This is a genomic window from Klebsiella sp. GL120222-02, assembly GCF_003097195.1.
Taxonomy (GTDB): Bacteria; Pseudomonadota; Gammaproteobacteria; order Enterobacterales; family Enterobacteriaceae; genus Klebsiella; species Klebsiella variicola.
Window position 1 is genome coordinate 234,267 of the sequence record NZ_QEQO01000002.1, and the last position, 20,203, is coordinate 254,469.

Genomic DNA, 20,203 nt, shown 5'->3' on the forward strand with positions numbered 1-20,203 from the left:
CACCTGTATATGCAACAACAACACAAACCGCATCTGCTGCGCGGGCTGAATGCCCGACACATTCGTTTTATTGCGCTCGGTTCCGCTATCGGCACCGGGCTATTCTATGGTTCGGCCTCCGCCATTAAGGCGGCGGGTCCGGCGGTGCTGCTGGCCTACCTGATTGGCGGCGCGGCGGTCTTTATGGTCATGCGCGCGCTGGGTGAAATGGCGGTGCGCAATCCGGTTTCCGGCTCCTTTGGCAGCTATGCTCGCCAGTATCTCGGGCCGCTGGCCGGATTTATTACCGGCTGGACCTACACCTTTGAAATGGTGATCGTGGCGCTGGCCGACGTCACCGCGTTCGGTATCTATATGGGACTGTGGTATCCCGATGTGCCGCGCTGGATCTGGATCCTCAGCATCATCTTCTTTATTGGCGCGATGAACCTGTGCAACGTGCGGGTGTTTGGCGAGATGGAGTTCTGGCTGTCGCTGATTAAAGTGGTGGCGATTATCGCCATGATGGCGGCGGGCGCGGGGATCATCTTCTTTGGCTTTGGCCATAGTTTCCCGGCCACCGGGCTGGAAAATTTGTGGAGCCACGGCGGCTTTGCGCCACATGGCTGGCAGGGGATCATCGCCTCGCTTGGCATCGTGATGTTCGCTTTCGGCGGCGTGGAAATTATCGGCGTCACCGCGGCGGAAGCGCAGAACCCGAAGAAGGTCATCCCACAGGCCATCAACACCATTCCGCTGCGTATTATTCTGTTTTACGTCTGCACCCTGGCGGTGCTGATGGCGATCTTCCCGTGGAACAGCTTTGGCGAGCAGGGCAGTCCGTTTGTGCTGATCTTCGATGGCCTCGGGATCCCGGCGGCGGCGACCGTGCTGAATATCATCGTGATTAGCGCCAGTATCTCGGCGATTAACAGCGATATTTTTGGCGCCGGGCGCATGATGTACGGCATGTCGAAAGAGGGGCTGGCGCCGAAGTGCTTCCAGCGGATTGCCAGCAACGGCGTACCCTGGATGACGGTGGTGGTGATGGGCGTGGCGCTGCTGGTGGCGGTGGTGCTTAACTATCTGATGCCGGAACAGGTCTTTGTCCTGATTGCCTCGCTGGCGGCGTTCGCCACCGTCTGGGTGTGGCTGATGATCCTGCTCTCTCATTTCTCGATGCGCCGCGGTTTGTCGGCCGAAGAGCGCAGTAAGATCGAATTCCCGATCCCCTTCTGGCCGGTTGGTCCGCTGTTGACGCTACTGTTTATGGGGCTGGTGATCGCCGTGCTGGGAATGGTGGAAGAGACGCGCGTGGCGCTGTTAGCCGGGTTGGTCTGGTTGGGGCTGCTGACGGTGGTGTGGTACGCGCGGGTGCGTAAAACCGCGCTGCAGGTGGCCACTGAACAGTAAGGTCAATCTCCCCGGTGGCGCTGCGCTTACCGGGGCTACAAATGGCACTGACTGTAGCGAGTAGCCCGGATAAGGCGTAAGCCGCTATCCGGGGGGATAATTAACTGAACAGGGCGGTGATGGAAGCGCTGGCGAGCGAATGGAAATGGACGTTAAAGCCGACCATCGCGCCGCTGGCCTCGGCATCGACATCAATCTTATCGATATCCAGCGCGTGGACGGTAAAAATGTAGCGGTGGGTTTCGCCCTTCGGCGGTGCCGCGCCGCCGTAGCCTGCCTTACCAAAATCGGTGCGGGTCTGAACGGCCTCTTCCGGTAGCTCCGCCTGACCGGAGCCGGCACCCTGCGGTAGCACCCGAGTATCGGCAGGCAGGTTGACTACCACCCAGTGCCACCAGCCGGAGCCGGTCGGTGCATCCGGGTCGTAGCAGGTGACGACAAAGCTTTTGGTGCCCGCGGGCACATCATCCCACATCAGGTGCGGCGAAATATTGTCGCCATCATAGCCCATGCCGTTGAAGACGTGACGATTGGGCAGCTTGCCGCCGTCCTGGAGATCGTGACTGATCAATTTCATGCTTCATCCTCATTGATAATGTGCAGATTAACAAAGAAGTGTAGCCTTCCCGGCGGCGCAAATCCGCTGTTTATTCGCTAAAAAATGTTTCGTCCTGCACGGCCAGGTTGACCGCACGGGTCAGGCGGGTCAGCTGTTTGGGCGTGATGATGTACGGGGGCATCAGATAAATCAGACGGCCAAACGGGCGGATCCACACCCCTTGTTCGACGAAAAAGCGCTGCAGGGCGGCCATATTTACCGGACGCCGGGTTTCAACCACGCCAATCGCGCCCAGCACGCGCACATCGGCGACCAGCGCAGATCCCCGCGCCGAAGCCAGCTCGGCCTGTAGTTGGGCTTCAATCGCCGCCACCTGCTGTTGCCACTCGCCGCTCTCCAGCAGGCGCAGGCTTTCGCTTGCCACCGCGCAGGCCAGCGGATTGCCCATAAAGGTGGGGCCGTGCATAAAGCAGCCGGCTTCGCCATTGCTGATGGTTTCCGCGATCTCGCGGGTGGTCAGTGCGGCGGAAAGAGTCATGGTGCCGCCGGTCAGCGCTTTACCCAGACACAGAATATCGGCGGCGATACCAGCGTGTTCGCAGGCGAACAGTTTGCCGGTGCGGCCAAAGCCGGTAGCAATCTCATCGGCGATCAGCAAAATCCCTTCCCGGTCGCACATTTTACGCACCCGCCTCAGCCACTCCGGATGGTACATCCGCATTCCGCCGGCGCCCTGGACGATCGGTTCGAGGATCACCGCGGCGATGTCGTGGCGATGCGCGGCCATCAGGCGGGCAAACGGCACCATATCCAGCTCATCCCACTCGCCGTCGAAGCGGCTTTGCGGCGCGGGGGCAAACAGGTTATCCGGCAGATAGCCCTGCCACAGGCTGTGCATTGAATTCTGCGGATCGCAGACCGACATCGCGCCGAACGTGTCGCCATGATAGCCGTTGCGGAAGGTCAGGAAACGACGACGCGGCTGGCCTTTGGCCTGCCAGTACTGCAGCGCCATTTTCATCGCCACCTCTACCGCCACCGAACCGGAATCGGCGAGGAAAACGCACTCCAGCGATTCCGGGGTCATCGCCACCAGTTGGCGGCACAGCGCCACCGCCGACGGATGGGTGATCCCGCCAAACATCACGTGCGACATCTGATCGATCTGCGCTTTCATCGCCGCATTGAGGCGCGGGTGATTGTAGCCGTGGATCGCCGCCCACCAGGAGGACATGCCGTCAACCAGTTGTTCACCGCCGGCGAGGGACAGCTCGCACCCGTGGGCGGAAACCACCGGGTAGACCGGCAGGGGAGAAGTCATAGAGGTGTAGGGGTGCCAGATGTGGCGCCGATCGAAGGCGAGATCGTCCAGTGTCATAAGCGACTTGTAAACCATTTTGAAAACATTTAGGTTTACAAGTCTACACTGAACTTACTTACAATGAAACGTACACAAAATATTTCGCGCAGCATCGAGGCGGCAAGCGAGAACATCCCCAGGAGCATAGTTCACTATGTGACTGGGGTGCGCGAGTGCAGCCAACAAAGAGGCTGTGTGAAATAGGAAGTGTACGACCTTTGGAGAGGAAAATGGCTCACCACCCCCGCTGGACAATGTCGCAAGTTACTGAGTTATTTAATAAACCACTCATCGATCTGTTATTCGAAGCGCAGCAAATCCACCGCCAGCATTTTGACCCGCGTCAGGTGCAGGTCAGTACGTTGCTGTCGATTAAAACCGGCGCTTGTCCGGAAGACTGTAAATATTGCCCGCAAAGCGCACGCTACAAAACCGGTCTTGAATCCGAGCGCCTGATGGAGGTCGAGCAGGTGCTGGAGTCGGCACGTCAGGCGAAAAACGCCGGCTCCACCCGCTTCTGCATGGGCGCGGCGTGGAAGAACCCCAATGACCGCGATATGCCCTATCTGGAGCAGATGGTGAAAGGCGTCAAGGCGCTGGGGCTGGAGTCCTGTATGACGCTCGGTACCCTTACCGATAGCCAGGCGCAGCGCCTGGCCGGCGCGGGGCTTGATTACTACAACCATAACCTCGACACCTCGCCGGAATTTTACGGCAACATCATCACCACCCGTACCTATCAGGAGCGTCTGGATACGCTGGATAAAGTGCGCGATGCCGGGATCAAAGTCTGCTCCGGCGGCATCGTCGGGCTGGGAGAGACCGTAAAAGATCGCGCCGGGCTGCTGCTGCAGCTGGCTAATCTGCCGACGCCGCCGGAGAGTGTGCCGATCAACATGCTGGTGAAAGTTAAAGGCACGCCGCTGGCGGATAACGACGATGTCGACGCTTTCGATTTCATCCGCACCATCGCCATCGCACGCATCATGATGCCCACCTCTTACGTGCGTCTCTCCGCCGGCCGCGAACAGATGAACGAGCAGACCCAGGCGATGTGCTTTATGGCCGGGGCGAACTCGATTTTCTACGGCTGCAAGCTGCTCACCACGCCGAACCCGGAAGAGGACAAAGACCTGCAGTTGTTCCGCAAGCTGGGAATCAACCCGCAGCAGACGGCGGTGCTGGAAGGCGATAATGAGCAGCAGCAGCGCCTGGAGCAGGCCTTACTCACCCCCGACACTGAGGAATATTACAACGCGGCGGCGCTATGACCTGGCAGCAACGAATCGAGCGGGCGCTGGACGAGCGGCGGGCGGCGGAGGCGTTTCGCCGTCGCCTGCCGGTAAGCCACGGCGCCGGACGCTGGCTGGAGCGTGAAGGGGAGCGCTGGCTCAACTTCTCCAGTAATGACTACCTGGGCCTGAGCCAGCATGCCGGCATTATCGCCGCCTGGCAGCAGGGGGCGGAACGTTATGGCGTCGGCTCCGGCGGATCGGGCCACGTAAGCGGCTATAGTGAGGCCCACCGCGCGCTGGAAGAGGAACTTGCCGACTGGCTCGGTTACCCGCGCGCGCTACTGTTTATCTCCGGCTTTGCCGCCAATCAGGCGCTGGTTGCCGCGCTGGCGGAAAAAGAGGATCGGATTGTCGCCGACCGCCTGAGCCACGCCTCCCTGCTGGAAGCGGCGAGCCTCAGCCCGGCCCAGCTGCGGCGCTTTGCCCACAACGATCCGCAGCAGCTCGCGCAACTGCTGGCGAAACCGCTGGACGGTCTGCAGTTAGTGGTGACTGAAGGCATTTTCAGTATGGACGGCGACAGCGCGCCGCTGGCGGCCATTCATGCCGCAGCGCAGACCGCCGGGGCGGTATTGCTGGCGGATGACGCCCACGGCATCGGCGTGGTTGGTGAGGAAGGGCGTGGAAGCTGCGCCGCGCAGGGGGTGCGCCCGGAGCTGCTGGTGGTCACCTTCGGTAAGGCGTTTGGGGTGAGCGGCGCGGCGGTACTGTGCAGCGAATCGATGGCCGATTATCTGCTGCAGTTTGCCCGTCATCTGATCTACAGCACCGCCATGCCGCCCGCCCAGGCGGTGGCGCTGAGCGCGGCGCTGCGGGTCATTCGTAGCGATGAGGGCCAGCAGCGGCGGGAAACTCTGGCCGCCCGCATCCGTCAGTTCCGTGCAGGGATGGGCGATGTGTCGCTGGGGCTGACCGATTCCGTCAGCGCGATCCAGCCGCTGATCGTCGGCGATAACGCGCGAGCGCTGAGCCTGGCCTGCCGTCTGCGCGAGGCCGGCTGCTGGGCGACGGCGATCCGACCACCGACGGTGCCGGTCGGCAGCGCTCGCCTGCGTCTGACCCTGACCGCCGCTCATCAGGCTGAGGACATTAACCGTTTACTGGAGGCGCTGCATGGTCACGGTGAATAAGCAGGCGGTGGCCGCGGCGTTTGGCCGGGCGGCCAGCGGCTATACGCAACATGATGAATTGCAACGGCGTAGCGCCGATCTGCTGCTGCGCCAGCTGGCGCGCCGCGATTTTGCTCAGGTGCTGGATGCCGGCTGCGGCCCCGGCAGCATGAGCCGCTACTGGCGTGAGGCGGGCAGCGTGGTGACCGCGCTGGATCTCTCCGCCGGCATGCTGGCCCAGGCGCAGCGCCACAACGCCGCACAGCATTATCTGCAGGGCGATATCGAAGCGCTGCCGCTGCCGGATGGCTGCGTCGATCTGGCATGGAGCAACCTGGCGGTGCAGTGGTGCGACGATCTGCGCGCGGCGATCGGCGAGCTGTGCCGGGTGGTGCGGCCCGGCGGGCGGGTGGCGTTTACCACGCTGCTGGCCGGATCGCTGCCGGAGCTCAATCAGGCGTGGCAGGCTATCGACGACCGGCCACATGCCAACCGTTTTCTCAGCGAACCGGCGGTAAGGGCCGCACTGAGCGGCCTGCGCGCCGAAGGCGTCGTTCATCAGATTAGCCTGCCGTTCGCCGATGCGCTGAGCGCTATGCGCTCCCTGAAGGGCATCGGCGCTACCCATTTGCACCAGGGGAGGGCATCCGCCCCGCTTGGCCGCGGCAAACTGCGCGAACTGCAGCTGGCCTGGCCGCAACAGCAGGGTATCTGCCCGCTGACGTATTATCTTTTTACAGGAGTCATTGAACGTGACTAAACGTTTTTTCGTCACCGGAACCGATACTGAAGTCGGGAAAACGGTCGCCAGCAGCGCGCTGCTGCAGGCGGCGAACCAGTTGGGTTTTAACACCGCCGGCTATAAACCGGTGGCTTCCGGTAGCGACCTGACCGCACAAGGGTTACGCAATGAAGATGCGCTGGCCCTGCAGCGTAATAGCCGGGTGGCGCTGAGCTATGAACAGGTCAACCCTTATACTTTTGCCGAACCGACCTCGCCGCATATTATTAGCGCCGATGAGGGGCGACCGATTGCCGCGACGACGCTTTCCAGCGGCTTACGCGAACTGGAGCGCCTGGCAGACTGGGTACTGGTGGAAGGGGCCGGCGGCTGGTTTACGCCGCTCTCGGACACCCTGACCTTCGCCGACTGGGCGCAGCAGGAGCAGCTGCCGGTGATTCTGGTGGTGGGGGTCAAGCTCGGCTGTATCAACCATGCGATGCTTACCGCCCAGGCGGTGCGCCAGGCGGGGCTGCCGCTGGCGGGCTGGATCGCCAATGACGTGCAGCCGCCGGGCAAGCGCCATGGCGAATATCTGGCGACGCTGAAAAACCGGTTGGCCGCGCCGTTTCTTGGTGAAATACCGTGGCTTGTCGATATCGCGCAGCGCGACGATCTCGGCCAGTATCTGGATCTCAGCGCGCTGGATCTGGCGTCATCCACTGCGCCAGCAGCGGTTCATCCAGCGCCATAATATCGCCCTCGGCGACATTACGCCCCCGGTGAAGGACACAGAACCGATCCGCCACCCGGCGGATAAAGGGCAGGTGCTGCTCGGCGAGCAGCACCGTCAGACCGATATCGCGATTTAACCGCAGCAGCAATTCCGCCAGCTTTTGCAGGCAGCGCGGCCCTGCGCCGCGTGAGGGTTCGTCAAGGATCAGCAGTCGTGGCTGGACGATCAGCGCCCTGGCCAGCGCCAGCTGGTACTGATCGTCGGCGCTTAGCGAAGCGCCTTTGCGCTGCCGTAGCGCATAGAGTTCGGGAAAATGGTCATAAATTTCGCCGCCGCTGGCGTTAGCCCCGGGTTTCCCGGCCGCCAGGGCAATATGCAGGTTCTCTTCCACGCTGAGCTGGGAAAAGATGCGTTTATCCTGCGGCACGTAGCCGATGCCGATGGCGCTGCGCGACTGAGCGGACAGGGGGGTGAGATCGCACGGCGGGGCGCCAATGTCATGCCAGGTCATCCGACCGCTGGCCACCGGCAGATGGCCGGCAATGCAGTTGACCAGGGTGGTTTTTCCCATTCCCTCGCGTCCCAGTACGCCAATGCACTCTCCGGGGCGTAGTTCAAGATCGACATTCCACAGCGAGTGCTGATTACCGTAAAAATGATTTACTGCCTGTAAATTCAACATGGACGTTTTCTCCTTATCCTGGCGTCAGGGCGACAGAAAGATGCTGCAAAACTCTTGCCAGGAAAAAGAACGCTCGGAAAAAACCGCGAAACGCCGACACCATCGGGCACAGTCAGCGCGGGCGCTGCACTTTTCCGGTGCCCGACGCTAAAGGGTGGTGCAAAAAGCAGCAAAAATCGAGCGGCTTTAAACGGATAGTTATCAAAAATAGTTCGATAAAAATTTTTCGCCGCACGGTTTACGGCGAAAGTCGATTTGCGCCGGGCGGCGGCGGTCTTGGGCTGCAGACAGTTATCCACTATTCCTGTGGATAACCTTGTGTATTAGAGTTAGAAAACCTGCGGTAAGCTAGAGCGTACGCGGCCTGCGGCTGAATTGGCGCGAAAGGCGTCTTTTCTTTAAATTCATTAAATATCAGTTTGTTAGATAAAATCAATGGGTGTAAGAAAAGCGTCATCTACTGCCATAAAACTTTCACCCGTCCGCTTGACAAATGTTAAAAGGTAAAAATTTCTGGGGATAACCCTGCCGGCCGGAGGATTATTCCACCCGGCGCGCGTTTTATGCGCACCATGGCGGCGAAATAAGCCGTTTGCTGACGCTATCATAGTGATGTACTGTTTAAATATCCAGTATAATTTGTTGGCAAAAAATGGCCCGGAGGGTAGAATTAAACACCGGCCGCTAAATCCATCTTCAGGTTTTGATCAATGAGTAAATCGTTTGTTCTGCATTCCGCCTTTCGCCCCTCCGGAGACCAACCGGAAGCCATCCGCCGCCTGGAAGAGGGGCTGGAGGATGGGCTCGCGCATCAAACGCTGCTGGGGGTCACCGGCTCCGGTAAAACCTTCACCATCGCCAACGTGATTGCCGACCTGCAGCGGCCGACGATGGTGCTGGCGCCAAACAAAACCCTGGCGGCCCAGCTCTACGGCGAGATGAAAGAGTTTTTCCCGGAGAATGCCGTCGAGTATTTCGTCTCCTACTACGATTACTATCAGCCGGAAGCCTACGTCCCCAGCTCAGATACCTTCATTGAGAAGGACGCCTCGGTAAACGAACATATCGAGCAGATGCGCTTGTCGGCGACCAAAGCGCTGCTCGAGCGGCGCGACGTGGTGGTGGTGGCGTCAGTCTCGGCTATCTACGGCCTCGGCGACCCGGACCTGTACCTGAAGATGATGCTGCACCTGACGGTCGGGATGCTGATTGACCAGCGCGCTATCCTGCGCCGTCTGGCCGAACTGCAGTATACCCGCAACGATCAGGCCTTCCAGCGCGGCACCTTTCGCGTGCGCGGCGAGGTGATCGACGTCTTCCCGGCGGAATCCGACGATATCGCGCTGCGCATTGAGCTGTTTGATGAAGAGGTCGAGCGCCTGTCGCTGTTCGACCCGCTCACCGGCCACGTGGAATCGACGGTGCCGCGCTACACCATTTATCCCAAGACCCACTACGTGACGCCGCGGGAACGCATCGTCCAGGCGATGGAAGAGATCAAGCTGGAGCTGGCGGAGCGGCGCAAGGTTCTGCTGGCCAACAACAAGCTTCTGGAAGAGCAGCGCTTAACCCAGCGTACCCAGTTCGACCTCGAAATGATGAACGAACTGGGCTACTGCTCGGGCATTGAAAACTACTCGCGCTTCCTTTCCGGTCGCGGGCCCGGCGAGCCGCCGCCCACTCTGTTTGACTATCTGCCGGCAGACGGTCTGCTGGTGATAGACGAATCCCACGTTACGGTGCCGCAGATCGGCGGTATGTACCGGGGCGACCGGGCGCGCAAAGAGACGCTGGTGGAGTACGGTTTCCGCCTGCCGTCGGCGCTGGATAACCGGCCGATGAAGTTTGAAGAATTTGAAGCGCTGGCCCCGCAAACCATCTACGTCTCGGCAACCCCCGGCGCCTACGAGCTGGATAAATCCGGCGGCGAAGTGGTGGATCAGGTGGTGCGGCCGACCGGTCTGCTTGACCCGATCATCGAAGTGCGGCCGGTAGCCACCCAGGTAGACGATCTGTTGTCAGAGATCCGCCTGCGCACGGCCATCAACGAGCGCGTGCTGGTGACCACCCTCACTAAGCGGATGGCGGAGGATTTAACCGAGTATCTTGAGGAGCACGGCGAGCGGGTGCGCTATCTGCACTCGGATATCGACACCGTCGAGCGCATGGAGATTATCCGCGACCTGCGCCTTGGCGAGTTTGACGTGCTGGTAGGGATCAACCTGCTGCGTGAGGGGCTGGATATGCCGGAGGTGTCGCTGGTGGCGATCCTGGATGCCGATAAAGAGGGCTTCCTGCGCTCCGAACGCTCGCTTATCCAGACCATCGGCCGCGCGGCGCGAAACATCAACGGCAAGGCCATCCTTTACGGCGATAAGATCACCCCTTCCATGGCCAAAGCCATTGGCGAGACCGAGCGTCGACGGGAGAAACAGCAGCGTTATAACGAAGAGCATGGCATCGTACCGCAGGGCCTCAACAAGAAAGTGGTGGATATCCTGCAGTTGGGCCAGGGCCTGGCGAAAACTAAAGCCAAAGGGCGCGGTAAAGCGAAGGCCGTTGAGCCTGCCGGGCTTAGCGCCGTGGAGATGACGCCAAAAGCGCTGCAGCAGAAGATCCACGAGCTGGAAGGGCAGATGATGCAGCACGCCCAGAACCTCGAGTTCGAAGAGGCGGCGCAAATTCGCGACCAGTTGCATCAGCTGCGCGAGCTGTTTATCGCGGCCTCCTGATGGGCAGGGGCGTACTCCCGGACGTTCGGATGAAAGGTCTGTTTTCCGAGTCTCGCCGCCCGCCAGTCAAATTCCTGAGAAGAAAAAGGCCGCATTGCGGCCTTCTTAATGTTTGCTTAATCTCGCCAGGCGACACTAACCTCCCCATGATGAGGATAGCGCCCATGCAAAAAATCAACTTCCGTGAATATCTGGCGGTTGCGACCGCCCTGGTTATTATTGTTGCCTTTTTCCATCAGTGGGTACTGACGTTCTGACCCGCGCGCCGCGGGAATAACACCCACGCGCGGACGCCGGGCCCCGGCTGGCGGTTGTGCAGGAAGAACTGGGCGTCATGCAGCTGAGCAATGCGCGTGACGATGCTCAGTCCGAGGCCTATGCCGCCGTAGCGACTGTCCATGCGCACAAACGCTTTACTGAGTTCGCCGCTTTTCGCCTCATCAATCCCTGGGCCTTCATCTTCCACCGCCATCACCGGCATCAGGCCCGCTTTCACCGACACGCGGATAGTTGACCCTTCCGGGCTGTAGCGGTGAGCATTCTCCACCAGATTGCGCAGGATCACACGGATTAACGTCGCGTCGCCAGAGACGATGGCCTCGCTTTCGACATCCGTCAGCAGCAGCCGCTGCTGACGCTGCGCCAGCATGGTCTCCAGCTCATCCTGCAGCGGTTTGACCACGTCATCCAGCAGCAGCACCTGCTGATAGCTGCCGGCGGAAAAAGACTGTCCGACGCGCGCCAGCTGCAGCAGCTGCGAAATGCTGGTGGTCATCTGGTCGAGGCGCTGGATCAGCGGGTCGACGCCCACGCCGTGCACTTTCGACAGTAGTTCGAGGTGCAACCGCAGGCCGGCCAGCGGGGTACGTAGCTCATGCGCCACGTCGGCGGTAAACAGCCGCTCACGGTCGAGGGTCAGATTGAGACGGGAAACCAGCTGATTCAGGGCGGTGGTCACCGCCGTGACTTCGGGCACCGATTCGCTGAGCACGATGGGGGTGAGGTTGTCCGGCGTGCGGCTCTCCAGCTCGCTTTGCAGTCGGGAGAGCGGGCGGGTGATCTTGCGCACCGCCAGCATGCTGATATACAGCGCCAGGCCAACGATCAACAGGCTCGGCACCAGCAGGCTGGCGACCGCTTCCCGTACCTCATGCTCCACATGTTTCTGGTTATTGTGGCCTTCGATGGCGCTGGCCACCAGCAGCTGGATCTGCTCTTTGCTCTCATGCCATAGCCAGAAGACGCTGATCAGCTGGCAGACCACCAGGATGGCGCCAATGGTCAGCAGCAGCCGGTGGCGCATGGTCCAGGTTTCGGTTGCAAACAGAGCCATGGTCTATTCCGTGTCGATGTGGTTAGCCAGCATATAGCCAAAACCCCTGACGGTGCGGATCCGCGATTTGCCAATCTTTTCGCGCAGGTTATGAATATGCACCTCAAGGGTATTGGTCGCCGGCTCGTTGTCCCAGCTGTAGATGTCGTTGTAGAGGATTTCACGATGCACCGGGCTACCGGCTTTCATCATCAGCCGCGACAGCAGGGCATACTCTTTTGGCGTCAATTCCAGCGCCGTCTCACCCAGCCACACCAGGCGGCGGGTGACGTTGAGGCGCAGATCGCCGACGCTGATTTCGTTATCGCCCTGGTTATTATGCCGGCGGAGCAGGGCGCGAATGCGCGCATTCAGCTCTTCCAGGGCAAAGGGTTTCACCAGATAGTCATCCGCGCCGGTATCGAGACCGCTAATGCGATCCTCAAGCGTATCGCGGGCGGTGAGGATCAGCACCGGCTGGGTCATCTTCTCCCGCCGCATACGGGTGAGAAAATGCAGACCGTCTTCATCCGGCAGGCCGAGGTCGAGTACGATCAGGCTGTAGTGATTGCTGGCCAACGATAGCGCCGCTTCGTGCGCTGTGGAGACGCCGTCGCATACGTATCCTTCACTTTGCATCGCCAGAATCAACCCCTGCAACAGCAGCGCATCGTCTTCAATGACTAAGATTTTCATCAACCAGCCTCTCTACATGGCGTTAAAATATCATCTGCTGCCTGGTACTCGTGGGTGCTGACGCCGAGCAGGCCGAGCAGGGTGGAGAACAGATTATCTTGTGAATAATCCTTCGTCTTAGCCTGTTGTTGCAAACACTGGCTGGAGACACCGTAACGTTGCTGGTAATCCGGCGACAGCCACAGCAGCATGGGCACGTGTTTTTGCGTATCCGGCGCAATTGAGTACGGCAGACCATGCAAATAGACGCCATCTTCACCCAGCGATTCGCCGTGGTCTGACAAATAAACCAGACTAGTGGTAAATTTATCCTGTTTGGATTGCAGTAATTTTATCGCTTTATCAACAACATAGTCGACATACAGAATGGTGTTGTCGTAGGTATTGGTCAACTGTTGTTGCGTACAACTTTGGATTTCATTGGTATCGCAGGTCGGGGTGAATTTTTTGAATTCAGCCGGATAGCGGTTGTAATAGGTCGGGCCGTGGCTGCCGATAGTATGCAGTACGATAATGCCATCCTGTTTCAGGTTGTCGATGTAACTGTCCAGATTATGGAACAGGACCTCATCGTAGCACTCGCCGTCGATGCACTGACCGCTGAGGTGCAGATCGGTGACGTTCTGGTGCGGTACACGGTCACAGGCGCCCTTACAGCCACCGTCATTGTCGTTCCACAGCACCTGAACACCGGCGCGCTGCAGAATATCCAGGACGCCTTCCTGATGGTGCGCCAGTTCTTCATCGTAATGCGCGCGCGGCATATTGGAGAACATACAGGGGACGGAAACCGCAGTTGCCGTGCCGCAGGAGGTGGTTTTCGGGAAGTACACCACGTCGTCCTGTTGCAGGCGTGGGTTAGTCTCCCGATCGTAGCCGCCCAGCGAAAAGTTCCCGGCGCGCGAGGTTTCGCCCAGCACCACAATCGTCAGGTTTTTGCGGGGGCCGCTATGCATCACCGGTTTCTGCCTGGCATCTTCGCCAATCTTCACCAGCGGCAGATTGTCCATGCGGTTGTGCGCATACCACGAGTTCAGCGCCACAATGCTGTTGGAGGGACTCAGGGATTTCACCAGCTCTTTGTTGTTACGGAACACCGAGGCGTAATCTTTGTAGAACAGCGCGGCCACCAGAATAATCAGCAGCGCCGAAACGGCGATATTGAGCAGGCGCATCGCCGCGCCGCGCCACCGTGTGGCGGGCTTACGGATTTTCACCCACCAGGCGACGAATACCGCTAAAACCCCCGAGAGGCCGAGGACGGCGATCATTTGGCCGGAGAGCAGAGCAAAGCTCTCCGCCGGAGTGGTGTCGAGGATATTGGTGATCATGCTGCGGTCGATCACTACCCCGAAGTTCCAGATAAAGTACTGCGCCGACGCGCTGAGCAGAATAAACAGGCTGATGACCACCCGATCGAGCTTCAGGAACGAGGCGAGGGTGGTGATGATATTCATCACGCTAATGGCCACGATCGGCATACTGAGGAATACCAGCCAGTTATGCAGGCTGTTTACCGGCAGTAACGGGAAAACCTGGCGATAAAAAGCCAGGTTGAGAAAGATACCGATATAGCAAGCAAAGAGAATCAAATAAGTCGTGCGGCTGAAGAGCGGCCGACGCAGAGGCAATAACGACATAATACCTACCCACAGAAAGAGATAAGCGTATAGTGCCAGCCCTATTTTAAGACAACCTTAAGATTTTAAGGTGCACCGAAGGTTGGCCCTCCGGCGCGCAGCGTCAGCCAGGAAGCTGAATCGCCTTTTCCAGCGCGCCGCGGAGCAGCGCCCGATCATGGCGATAGGGCACGTCACTGGCCTCCAGCGGCGTCTGGATCACCAGCCGGTCGTTGATGCCGCGGATATCGGCTTTTGGCCCGGCGATCACCGCATCCACCACCCGCTTACCCACGTAGCGCTCCATAATCGCAATGCGCTCCGCCAGCGACAGCCTCGCCGCCGGGCTGTGCTCTTTACCCAGATTATCGATAAACACCATCGGCGCCGGGGTGCGGCGCAGCGCCTGGGCCATCTCGTCGAGCAGCAGGATCGGCAGCAGGCTGGTGTAAAAGCTGCCCGGGCCGATGAGGATCAGATCGGCTTCGGCGATCGCTTCCACCGCCTCGCGGGTGGCGGGTACCGGTGGGGTAAGCATCAGCTCCTGCGGTAGGTTGTCGAGCTGATCGATATTTACTTCGCCGTAAACTTCATGGCCTTCATGATCGAGCGCCATCAAATCCACCGGTTGTTCCGACATCGGGATAAGAAACGCGTCTACTTTGAGCAGGTTTCTGATTAAATTGATAGCTTCTAAAGGCCGCACGCTCAGGTGGTCCAGCGCCTTTAACATCAGATTTCCGAGGTTATGCCCGGAAAGTTCGCCATTACCGCTAAAACGATACTCAAACATCGCCGACGCCACGCTGGGCTCGGCAATTAACTGATTGATGCAGTTGCGCATATCGCCCCAGGCAATGCCGCCTTCCGAGCGGCGGATCCGCCCGGTGGAGCCCCCGTTGTCGGTGGTGGTGACAATGCCGGTCAGCCGCGAGCCGAGCGAGGAGAGGGAGGACATCACCCGGCCCAGACCATGCCCGCCGCCGAGCGCGACCACCCGATCGAGGTCAGCGAATGTACGATTGCGCATAGAAATTCCTTATTTCACATAAACGGCCACACACTACCCGATCTACCCCTAAAAGACGATGGGAGGAGCCCGACAAACTGACCGACATCAAGGCAAAAAAATGATTTATGGCTATTCTGTAGCGAAAATGCACGAAGGTAGCGATATATACAATGTTATATAACGAAATCGCAAATGGCGAAACCGTCCGTAACGCGCTACTATCGGCATAACCTGTTAACACTCTAGCCTCTTCGCCTGTGTCAAAAGATATGGCGGTTTGGCCGCGACCCCTCCGGGTGTCGCCAGGGCGTGGGAAGAAATGACCGCGCCTCCCGTATTTGGAAAGGTGTATATGGCCTCACAGCTTACCGATGCATTCGCGCGTAAGTTTTTTTACCTGCGTCTGTCGATTACCGATGTGTGCAACTTCCGTTGCACCTACTGCCTGCCGGACGGCTACAAACCCGGCGCCGTCAATAACAACGGCTTTCTTAGCGTAGACGAAGTGCGCCGCGTCACGCGCGCTTTCTCCGCGCTGGGCACCGAAAAAGTTCGCCTCACCGGTGGGGAACCCTCTCTGCGTCGCGACTTCACCGAAATCATTGCCGCGGTGCGTGAAAACCCGGCGATCCGTCAGATTGCGGTTACCACCAACGGTTACCGCCTGGCGCGCGATGTCGAACGCTGGCGCGATGCCGGGCTGACGGCGATTAACGTCAGCGTTGATAGCCTCGACGCCCGTCAATTTCAGGCCATCACCGGCCAGGACAAGTTCCACCAGGTGATGGACGGCATTGATGCTGCTTTCGCCGCGGGCTTTGACAAGGTGAAGGTCAATACCGTGCTGATGCGTGATGTTAATCATCACCAGCTCGATACCTTTCTCGCGTGGATCCAACCCCGTCGTATTCAGCTGCGTTTTATTGAGCTGATGGAAACTGGAGAGGGCAGCGATCTGTTCCGCCGTCACCATCTCTCCGGCATGGTGCTGCGCGACGAGCTGCTGCGCCGCGGCTGGATCCACCAGATCCGCCAGCGCAGCGATGGCCCGGCGCAGGTCTTTTGTCACCCGGATTACGCCGGTGAAATCGGCCTCATCATGCCGTATGAAAAAGACTTCTGCGCCACCTGCAACCGTCTGCGCGTCTCATCCGTTGGCAAACTGCACCTGTGTCTGTTTGGCGAAGGCGGCGTCGACCTGCGCGACCTGATGGCTGAGGACGAGCAACAGGCCGAGCTGGAAGCGCGGATAGCCGAAGCCTTGACCCATAAAAAGCAGACCCATTTCCTGCATCAGGGCAACACCGGTATTACGCAGAACCTGTCCTATATTGGCGGTTAATCGTTTTCGAAAGGAGCATTCAGATGAGCCAGGCTAGCGCTGAGTTTATTCCGACCCGTATTGCTATTCTTACTGTTTCCAGCCGCCGTGGCGAAGAGGATGATACCTCCGGCCACTGGCTGCGCGAGGCGGCGCAGGAGGCGGGACACCATGTCGTCGATAAGGCGATTGTGAAAGAAAACCGCTACGCCATCCGCGCCCAGGTGTCGGCGTGGATCGCCAGCGATGACGTGCAGGTGGTGCTGATCACCGGCGGGACCGGGTTCACCGAGGGTGACCAGGCGCCGGAAGCGCTGCTGCCGCTGTTTGACCGTGAGGTCGAAGGCTTTGGCGAAGTGTTCCGCATGCTGTCGTTCGAAGAGATCGGCACCTCGACGCTGCAGTCCCGGGCCGTGGCCGGCGTTGCCAACCGCACGCTGATTTTTGCCATGCCGGGCTCGACCAAAGCCTGCCGCACGGCGTGGGACAACATCATTGCCCCGCAGCTGGATGCTCGCACCCGTCCGTGTAACTTCATTCCTCACCTGAAGAAATAATCTATGTCACAACTGACCCATATTAACGCCGCGGGCGAAGCCCATATGGTGGATGTCTCCGGCAAAGCGGAAACGGTGCGCGAAGCGCGCGCCGAGGCTTACGTCGAAATGCAGGCGGCGACGCTGGCGATGATTATCGACGGCAGCCACCACAAAGGCGATGTGTTCGCCACCGCGCGTATCGCCGGGATCCAGGCGGCAAAACGTACCTGGGAGCTGATCCCGCTGTGTCATCCGCTGATGCTGAGCAAAGTGGAAGTCAATCTGCAGGCGCAGCCGGAGCATAACCGGGTGCGCATTGAGTCACTTTGCCGTCTGACCGGTAAAACCGGCGTTGAGATGGAAGCATTGACCGCCGCCTCCGTTGCCGCGCTGACCATCTACGACATGTGCAAGGCGGTGCAAAAAGATATGGTCATTGGCCCGGTGCGCCTGCTGGCGAAAAGCGGCGGCAAGTCCGGCGATTTTAAGGTGGACGAACGCCATGATTAAGGTTCTGTTTTTCGCCCAGGTGCGCGAACTGGTCGGCACCGATGCCCTGACACTCGACGCCAGCGACCTGGCAACCGTCGAGGCCGTGCGCCAGCAGCTTGCCGCGCGCGGCGACCGCTGGGCGCTGGCCCTGGAAGAGGGCAAGCTGCTGGCGGCAGTCAACCAGACGCTGACCGCGTTTGACCATCCGGTCGCCAGCGGCGACGAAGTGGCGTTCTTCCCGCCAGTGACCGGAGGCTAAGATGACGCAAACTCGTATCGTGGTTAGCCCGGCACGCTTTAGCGTCGGCGATGAGTATCCGTGGCTGGCCGAGCGCGATGAAGACGGTGCGGTGGTTACCTTCACCGGTAAAGTGCGCAATCACAATCTTGGCGACAGCGTAAAAGCGCTGACCCTCGAGCACTATCCGGGGATGACCGAGAAATCACTGGCGGAAATTGTCAACCTGGCGCGCGAGCGCTGGCCGCTGGGCCGGGTGACGGTTATCCACCGCATCGGCGAAATGTGGCCGGGGGAAGAGATTGTGTTTGTCGGCGTCACCAGCGCCCACCGCGGCAGCGCCTTCGCCGCCGGCGAGTTTATTATGGACTACCTGAAAACCCGCGCGCCGTTCTGGAAGCGTGAGACGACGCCGGAAGGCGAACGCTGGGTCGACGCCCGCGACAGCGATCGTCAGGCGGCAGAGCGCTGGTAGTGTGATACGCTTACAGGGTGAAACTTTGTTAATCAGGAGAGAGTCATGGACAGATATCCGCGTTCCGATTCAATCGTGCAGGGCCGTAGCGGCCTGCAGACTTACATGGCGCAGGTATACGGCTGGATGACGGTTGGCCTGCTGCTGACGGCGTTTATCGCGTGGTTTGCGGCGAATACCCCGGCGGTGATGATGTTCGTCTTTTCGAGCAAAATCACTTTCTTTGGGCTGATTATTGCCCAGCTGGCGCTGGTGTTTGTGCTGTCGGGAATGGTGCAGCGACTGAGCGCCGGGATGGCCACCACGCTGTTTATGCTCTACTCGGCGCTGACCGGGCTGACGCTGTCGAGCATTTTTATCGCCTATACCTACTCATCGATCGCCAGCACCTTTGTGGTCACCGGCGGGATGTTCGGGGCGATGAGCTTGTATGGTTACACCACGAAGCGCGATCTGAGCGGCTTCGGCAGCATGCTGTTTATGGGGCTGATTGGCATCGTGCTGGCATCACTGGTCAACTTGTGGCTGAAGAGCGAGGCGCTGATGTGGGCGGTGACCTACATTGGGGTGGTGCTGTTTGTCGGCCTGACGGCGTATGACACCCAGAAGCTGAAAAACATCGGCGAGCAGATTGACACCCGCGACAGCGCCACGCTGCGTAAATACTCGATCCTCGGGGCCTTAACGCTGTACCTGGACTTTATCAACCTGTTCCTGATGCTGCTGCGTATTATGGGCAATCGCCGCTAACCTCTTAATATCAGAGGGTTGCATCTCCTAACGCCCGGCAAGCGCAGCGCCGCCGGGCGATATATCAGGCACGGTACCCGTGATTTTGCCGGGTGGCGGCTACGCCTTACCCGGCCTACGGTGCGTGCGACCTGTCGTTAATTTATTCACCTTTCTTGCTGAAACTGCCGGTGCTGACGGCCTCAAAATCGCTGAGACGTTCCCGGAAGGCCGGGGCAGCCCGCATGGATGCGGGCTGAGGGCCGAGTTTTGCAGGGACGCTGCCTCGGCCCGACCCGAAGCCTGCAGGGATAAGTCGAAGGCACCACGAAGTGGCGATTTTGCTGGCCGCCCCCTATGCGCTCCCTGCGCCATGAATGACATAACGCAGAAGACTAACCGGGAGCGCAAACTACGCTGAAGCCACAAATAATATAAACAACCACACCGCAGTGCTTCCCCTCACCCTGTCCCTCTCCCGGAGGGAGAGGGAACCGTCCGGCTGGCGTTTAGACCTGCCAAGCGCAGCGCCGCCGGGCAAGATATCAGGCACGGTACCCCTGGTATTGCCGGGTGGCGGCTGGCGCCTGACCCGGCCTACAGGAGCCTCTCACAGGCTCACACCCCGTAGGCCCGTGCAAGCCGCAGCGCCGCCGGGCGAGATTTCAGGCACGGTACCCGTGATGTTGCCGGGTGGCGGCTGGCGCCTTATCCGGCCTACGGTGCGTGCGACCTGTCGTTAATTTATTCACCTTTCTTGCTGAAACTGCCGGTGCTGACGGCCTCAAAATCGCTGAGACGTTCCCGGAAGGCCGGGGCAGCCCGCATGGATGCGGGCTGAGGGCCGAGTTTTGCAGGGACGCTGCCTCGGCCCGACCCGAAGCCTGCAGGGATAAGTCGAAGGCACCACGAAGTGGCGATTTTGCTGGCCGCCCCCTATGCGCTCCCTGCGCCATGAATGACATAACGCAGAAGACTAACCGGGAGCGCAAACTACGCTGAAGCCACAAATAATATAAACAACCACACCGCAGTGCTTCCCCTCACCCTGTCCCTCTCCCGGAGGGAGAGGGAACCGTCCGGCTGGCGTTTAGACCTGCCAAGCGCAGCGCCGCCGGGCAAGATATCAGGCACGGTACCCCTGGTATTGCCGGGTGGCGGCTGGCGCCTTACCCGGACTACAG

The 20,203-nt window shown here is 59.7% G+C and carries 19 protein-coding genes, 1 pseudogene and 1 riboswitch; of the genes and pseudogenes, 12 read left to right on the top strand and 8 right to left on the bottom strand.

Features of this window, described 5'->3' with window-relative positions; translation table 11 throughout:
• Positions 1-9: 9 nt before the first annotated feature.
• Positions 10-1,392 carry an amino acid permease gene (locus tag N438_RS06405; RefSeq protein ID WP_022065242.1) on the top strand — a complete coding sequence of 461 codons (1,383 nt, stop codon included), beginning with the start codon at positions 10-12 and terminating at the stop codon, positions 1,390-1,392.
• Positions 1,393-1,492: 100 nt separating this feature from the next.
• Here N438_RS06405 and N438_RS06410 read toward each other — a convergent pair whose 3' ends face one another.
• Both N438_RS06410 and bioA read right to left on the bottom strand, forming a co-directional pair.
• Positions 1,493-1,969 carry a kinase inhibitor gene (locus N438_RS06410; RefSeq protein WP_012542402.1) on the bottom strand — a complete coding sequence of 159 codons (477 nt, stop codon included), beginning with the start codon at positions 1,967-1,969 and terminating at the stop codon, positions 1,493-1,495.
• 70 nt (positions 1,970-2,039) lie between these two features.
• Positions 2,040-3,329 carry an adenosylmethionine--8-amino-7-oxononanoate transaminase gene (bioA, locus tag N438_RS06415; RefSeq protein ID WP_012542401.1) on the bottom strand — a complete coding sequence of 430 codons (1,290 nt, stop codon included), beginning with the start codon at positions 3,327-3,329 and terminating at the stop codon, positions 2,040-2,042.
• Between the two features lie 212 nt (positions 3,330-3,541).
• Between bioA and bioB the strand changes: the two genes are divergently transcribed.
• From bioB to bioD, 4 genes are read left to right on the top strand one after another with little or no spacing between them, the layout of a single operon-like run.
• Entirely contained in the window at positions 3,542-4,582 is a 1,041-nt protein-coding gene (bioB, locus tag N438_RS06425; protein WP_104458533.1) for a biotin synthase BioB, read from the top strand.
• Complete coding sequence (gene bioF, locus N438_RS06430; protein ID WP_023339814.1) at positions 4,579-5,736, top strand: 8-amino-7-oxononanoate synthase; 1,158 nt, start codon at positions 4,579-4,581, stop codon at positions 5,734-5,736. The genes bioB and bioF overlap by 4 nt, the downstream gene beginning before the upstream one ends.
• The gene (gene bioC, locus N438_RS06435) at positions 5,720-6,475 is read left to right on the top strand and encodes a malonyl-ACP O-methyltransferase BioC (RefSeq protein WP_023339815.1); all 756 of its coding nucleotides are present in this window, start codon (positions 5,720-5,722) and stop codon (positions 6,473-6,475) included. The genes bioF and bioC overlap by 17 nt, the downstream gene beginning before the upstream one ends.
• A complete protein-coding gene (gene bioD, locus N438_RS06440; protein ID WP_008805737.1) occupies positions 6,468-7,190 on the top strand; it encodes a dethiobiotin synthase in 723 nt (240 codons plus the stop codon). The genes bioC and bioD overlap by 8 nt, the downstream gene beginning before the upstream one ends.
• Here the strand turns inward: bioD and N438_RS06445 are convergent.
• Complete coding sequence (locus N438_RS06445) at positions 7,132-7,854, bottom strand: ATP-binding cassette domain-containing protein (RefSeq protein ID WP_008805739.1); 723 nt, start codon at positions 7,852-7,854, stop codon at positions 7,132-7,134. The two genes, bioD and N438_RS06445, sit on opposite strands and share 59 nt — an antisense overlap.
• A gap of 89 nt (positions 7,855-7,943) precedes the next feature.
• A pseudogene (locus N438_RS06450) lies at positions 7,944-8,153 on the bottom strand (hypothetical protein); the annotation flags it as partial.
• Positions 8,154-8,564: 411 nt separating this feature from the next.
• Here N438_RS06450 and uvrB point away from each other — a divergent pair.
• Complete coding sequence (gene uvrB, locus N438_RS06455; RefSeq protein ID WP_008805740.1) at positions 8,565-10,586, top strand: excinuclease ABC subunit UvrB; 2,022 nt, start codon at positions 8,565-8,567, stop codon at positions 10,584-10,586.
• 235 nt (positions 10,587-10,821) lie between these two features.
• On the opposite strand, the gene pmrB is transcribed toward uvrB, so the two are convergent.
• The 4 genes from pmrB to yvcK form a co-directional block, all read right to left on the bottom strand.
• Entirely contained in the window at positions 10,822-11,919 is a 1,098-nt protein-coding gene (gene pmrB / locus N438_RS06465; RefSeq protein WP_012542394.1) for a two-component system sensor histidine kinase PmrB, read from the bottom strand.
• Between the two features lie 3 nt (positions 11,920-11,922).
• On the bottom strand, positions 11,923-12,594 hold the full coding sequence (gene pmrA, locus N438_RS06470) for a two-component system response regulator PmrA (protein ID WP_008805743.1): 672 nt from the start codon (positions 12,592-12,594) through the stop codon (positions 11,923-11,925).
• Positions 12,594-14,234, bottom strand: coding sequence for a phosphoethanolamine transferase EptA (eptA, locus tag N438_RS06475; RefSeq protein WP_043875597.1), 1,641 nt, complete (start codon positions 14,232-14,234; stop codon positions 12,594-12,596). Before eptA ends, pmrA begins: the two co-directional genes overlap by 1 nt.
• A gap of 103 nt (positions 14,235-14,337) precedes the next feature.
• The gene (yvcK, locus tag N438_RS06480) at positions 14,338-15,243 is read right to left on the bottom strand and encodes a uridine diphosphate-N-acetylglucosamine-binding protein YvcK (RefSeq protein ID WP_008805745.1); all 906 of its coding nucleotides are present in this window, start codon (positions 15,241-15,243) and stop codon (positions 14,338-14,340) included.
• Between the two features lie 208 nt (positions 15,244-15,451).
• Positions 15,452-15,590: riboswitch (molybdenum cofactor riboswitch) on the top strand.
• On the opposite strand from yvcK, the gene moaA reads away from it, so the two are divergent.
• The 6 genes from moaA (at position 15,578) to N438_RS06515 (ending at position 19,040) form a co-directional block, all read left to right on the top strand.
• Positions 15,578-16,567, top strand: a complete 990-nt coding sequence (moaA, locus tag N438_RS06490) for a GTP 3',8-cyclase MoaA (RefSeq protein ID WP_012968667.1) — start codon at positions 15,578-15,580, stop codon at positions 16,565-16,567. It overlaps the preceding riboswitch by 13 nt.
• Before the next feature lie 23 nt (positions 16,568-16,590).
• A complete protein-coding gene (gene moaB, locus N438_RS06495) occupies positions 16,591-17,103 on the top strand; it encodes a molybdenum cofactor biosynthesis protein B (RefSeq protein WP_008805747.1) in 513 nt (170 codons plus the stop codon).
• A 3-nt stretch (positions 17,104-17,106) separates the two neighbouring features.
• Positions 17,107-17,595, top strand: coding sequence for a cyclic pyranopterin monophosphate synthase MoaC (gene moaC / locus N438_RS06500; protein ID WP_012968666.1), 489 nt, complete (start codon positions 17,107-17,109; stop codon positions 17,593-17,595).
• On the top strand, positions 17,588-17,836 hold the full coding sequence (moaD, locus tag N438_RS06505; RefSeq protein ID WP_008805749.1) for a molybdopterin synthase sulfur carrier subunit: 249 nt from the start codon (positions 17,588-17,590) through the stop codon (positions 17,834-17,836). The genes moaC and moaD overlap by 8 nt, the downstream gene beginning before the upstream one ends.
• Position 17,837: 1 nt before the next feature.
• Entirely contained in the window at positions 17,838-18,290 is a 453-nt protein-coding gene (gene moaE, locus N438_RS06510) for a molybdopterin synthase catalytic subunit MoaE (protein WP_116696186.1), read from the top strand.
• Between the two features lie 45 nt (positions 18,291-18,335).
• Positions 18,336-19,040: a Bax inhibitor-1/YccA family protein gene (locus N438_RS06515; RefSeq protein ID WP_032455204.1), complete on the top strand. Its 705-nt coding sequence runs from the start codon at positions 18,336-18,338 to the stop codon at positions 19,038-19,040.
• Positions 19,041-20,203 lie beyond the last annotated feature (1,163 nt).

Bases quoted from the DNA above. Each gene is read 5' to 3' on its own strand.
- N438_RS06405 (WP_022065242.1), top strand. From the start codon at position 10: ATGCAACAACAACACAAACCGCATCTGCTGCGCGGGCTGAATGCCCGA.
- N438_RS06410 (WP_012542402.1), bottom strand. From the start codon at position 1,969: ATGAAATTGATCAGTCACGATCTCCAGGACGGCGGCAAGCTGCCCAAT.
- bioA (WP_012542401.1), bottom strand. From the start codon at position 3,329: ATGACACTGGACGATCTCGCCTTCGATCGGCGCCACATCTGGCACCCC.
- bioB (WP_104458533.1), top strand. From the start codon at position 3,542: ATGGCTCACCACCCCCGCTGGACAATGTCGCAAGTTACTGAGTTATTT.
- bioF (WP_023339814.1), top strand. From the start codon at position 4,579: ATGACCTGGCAGCAACGAATCGAGCGGGCGCTGGACGAGCGGCGGGCG.
- bioC (WP_023339815.1), top strand. From the start codon at position 5,720: ATGGTCACGGTGAATAAGCAGGCGGTGGCCGCGGCGTTTGGCCGGGCG.
- N438_RS06445 (WP_008805739.1), bottom strand. From the start codon at position 7,854: ATGTTGAATTTACAGGCAGTAAATCATTTTTACGGTAATCAGCACTCG.
- uvrB (WP_008805740.1), top strand. From the start codon at position 8,565: ATGAGTAAATCGTTTGTTCTGCATTCCGCCTTTCGCCCCTCCGGAGAC.
- pmrB (WP_012542394.1), bottom strand. From the start codon at position 11,919: ATGGCTCTGTTTGCAACCGAAACCTGGACCATGCGCCACCGGCTGCTG.
- pmrA (WP_008805743.1), bottom strand. From the start codon at position 12,594: ATGAAAATCTTAGTCATTGAAGACGATGCGCTGCTGTTGCAGGGGTTG.
- eptA (WP_043875597.1), bottom strand. From the start codon at position 14,234: ATGTCGTTATTGCCTCTGCGTCGGCCGCTCTTCAGCCGCACGACTTAT.
- yvcK (WP_008805745.1), bottom strand. From the start codon at position 15,243: ATGCGCAATCGTACATTCGCTGACCTCGATCGGGTGGTCGCGCTCGGC.
- moaA (WP_012968667.1), top strand. From the start codon at position 15,578: ATGGCCTCACAGCTTACCGATGCATTCGCGCGTAAGTTTTTTTACCTG.
- moaB (WP_008805747.1), top strand. From the start codon at position 16,591: ATGAGCCAGGCTAGCGCTGAGTTTATTCCGACCCGTATTGCTATTCTT.
- moaC (WP_012968666.1), top strand. From the start codon at position 17,107: ATGTCACAACTGACCCATATTAACGCCGCGGGCGAAGCCCATATGGTG.
- moaD (WP_008805749.1), top strand. From the start codon at position 17,588: ATGATTAAGGTTCTGTTTTTCGCCCAGGTGCGCGAACTGGTCGGCACC.
- moaE (WP_116696186.1), top strand. From the start codon at position 17,838: ATGACGCAAACTCGTATCGTGGTTAGCCCGGCACGCTTTAGCGTCGGC.
- N438_RS06515 (WP_032455204.1), top strand. From the start codon at position 18,336: ATGGACAGATATCCGCGTTCCGATTCAATCGTGCAGGGCCGTAGCGGC.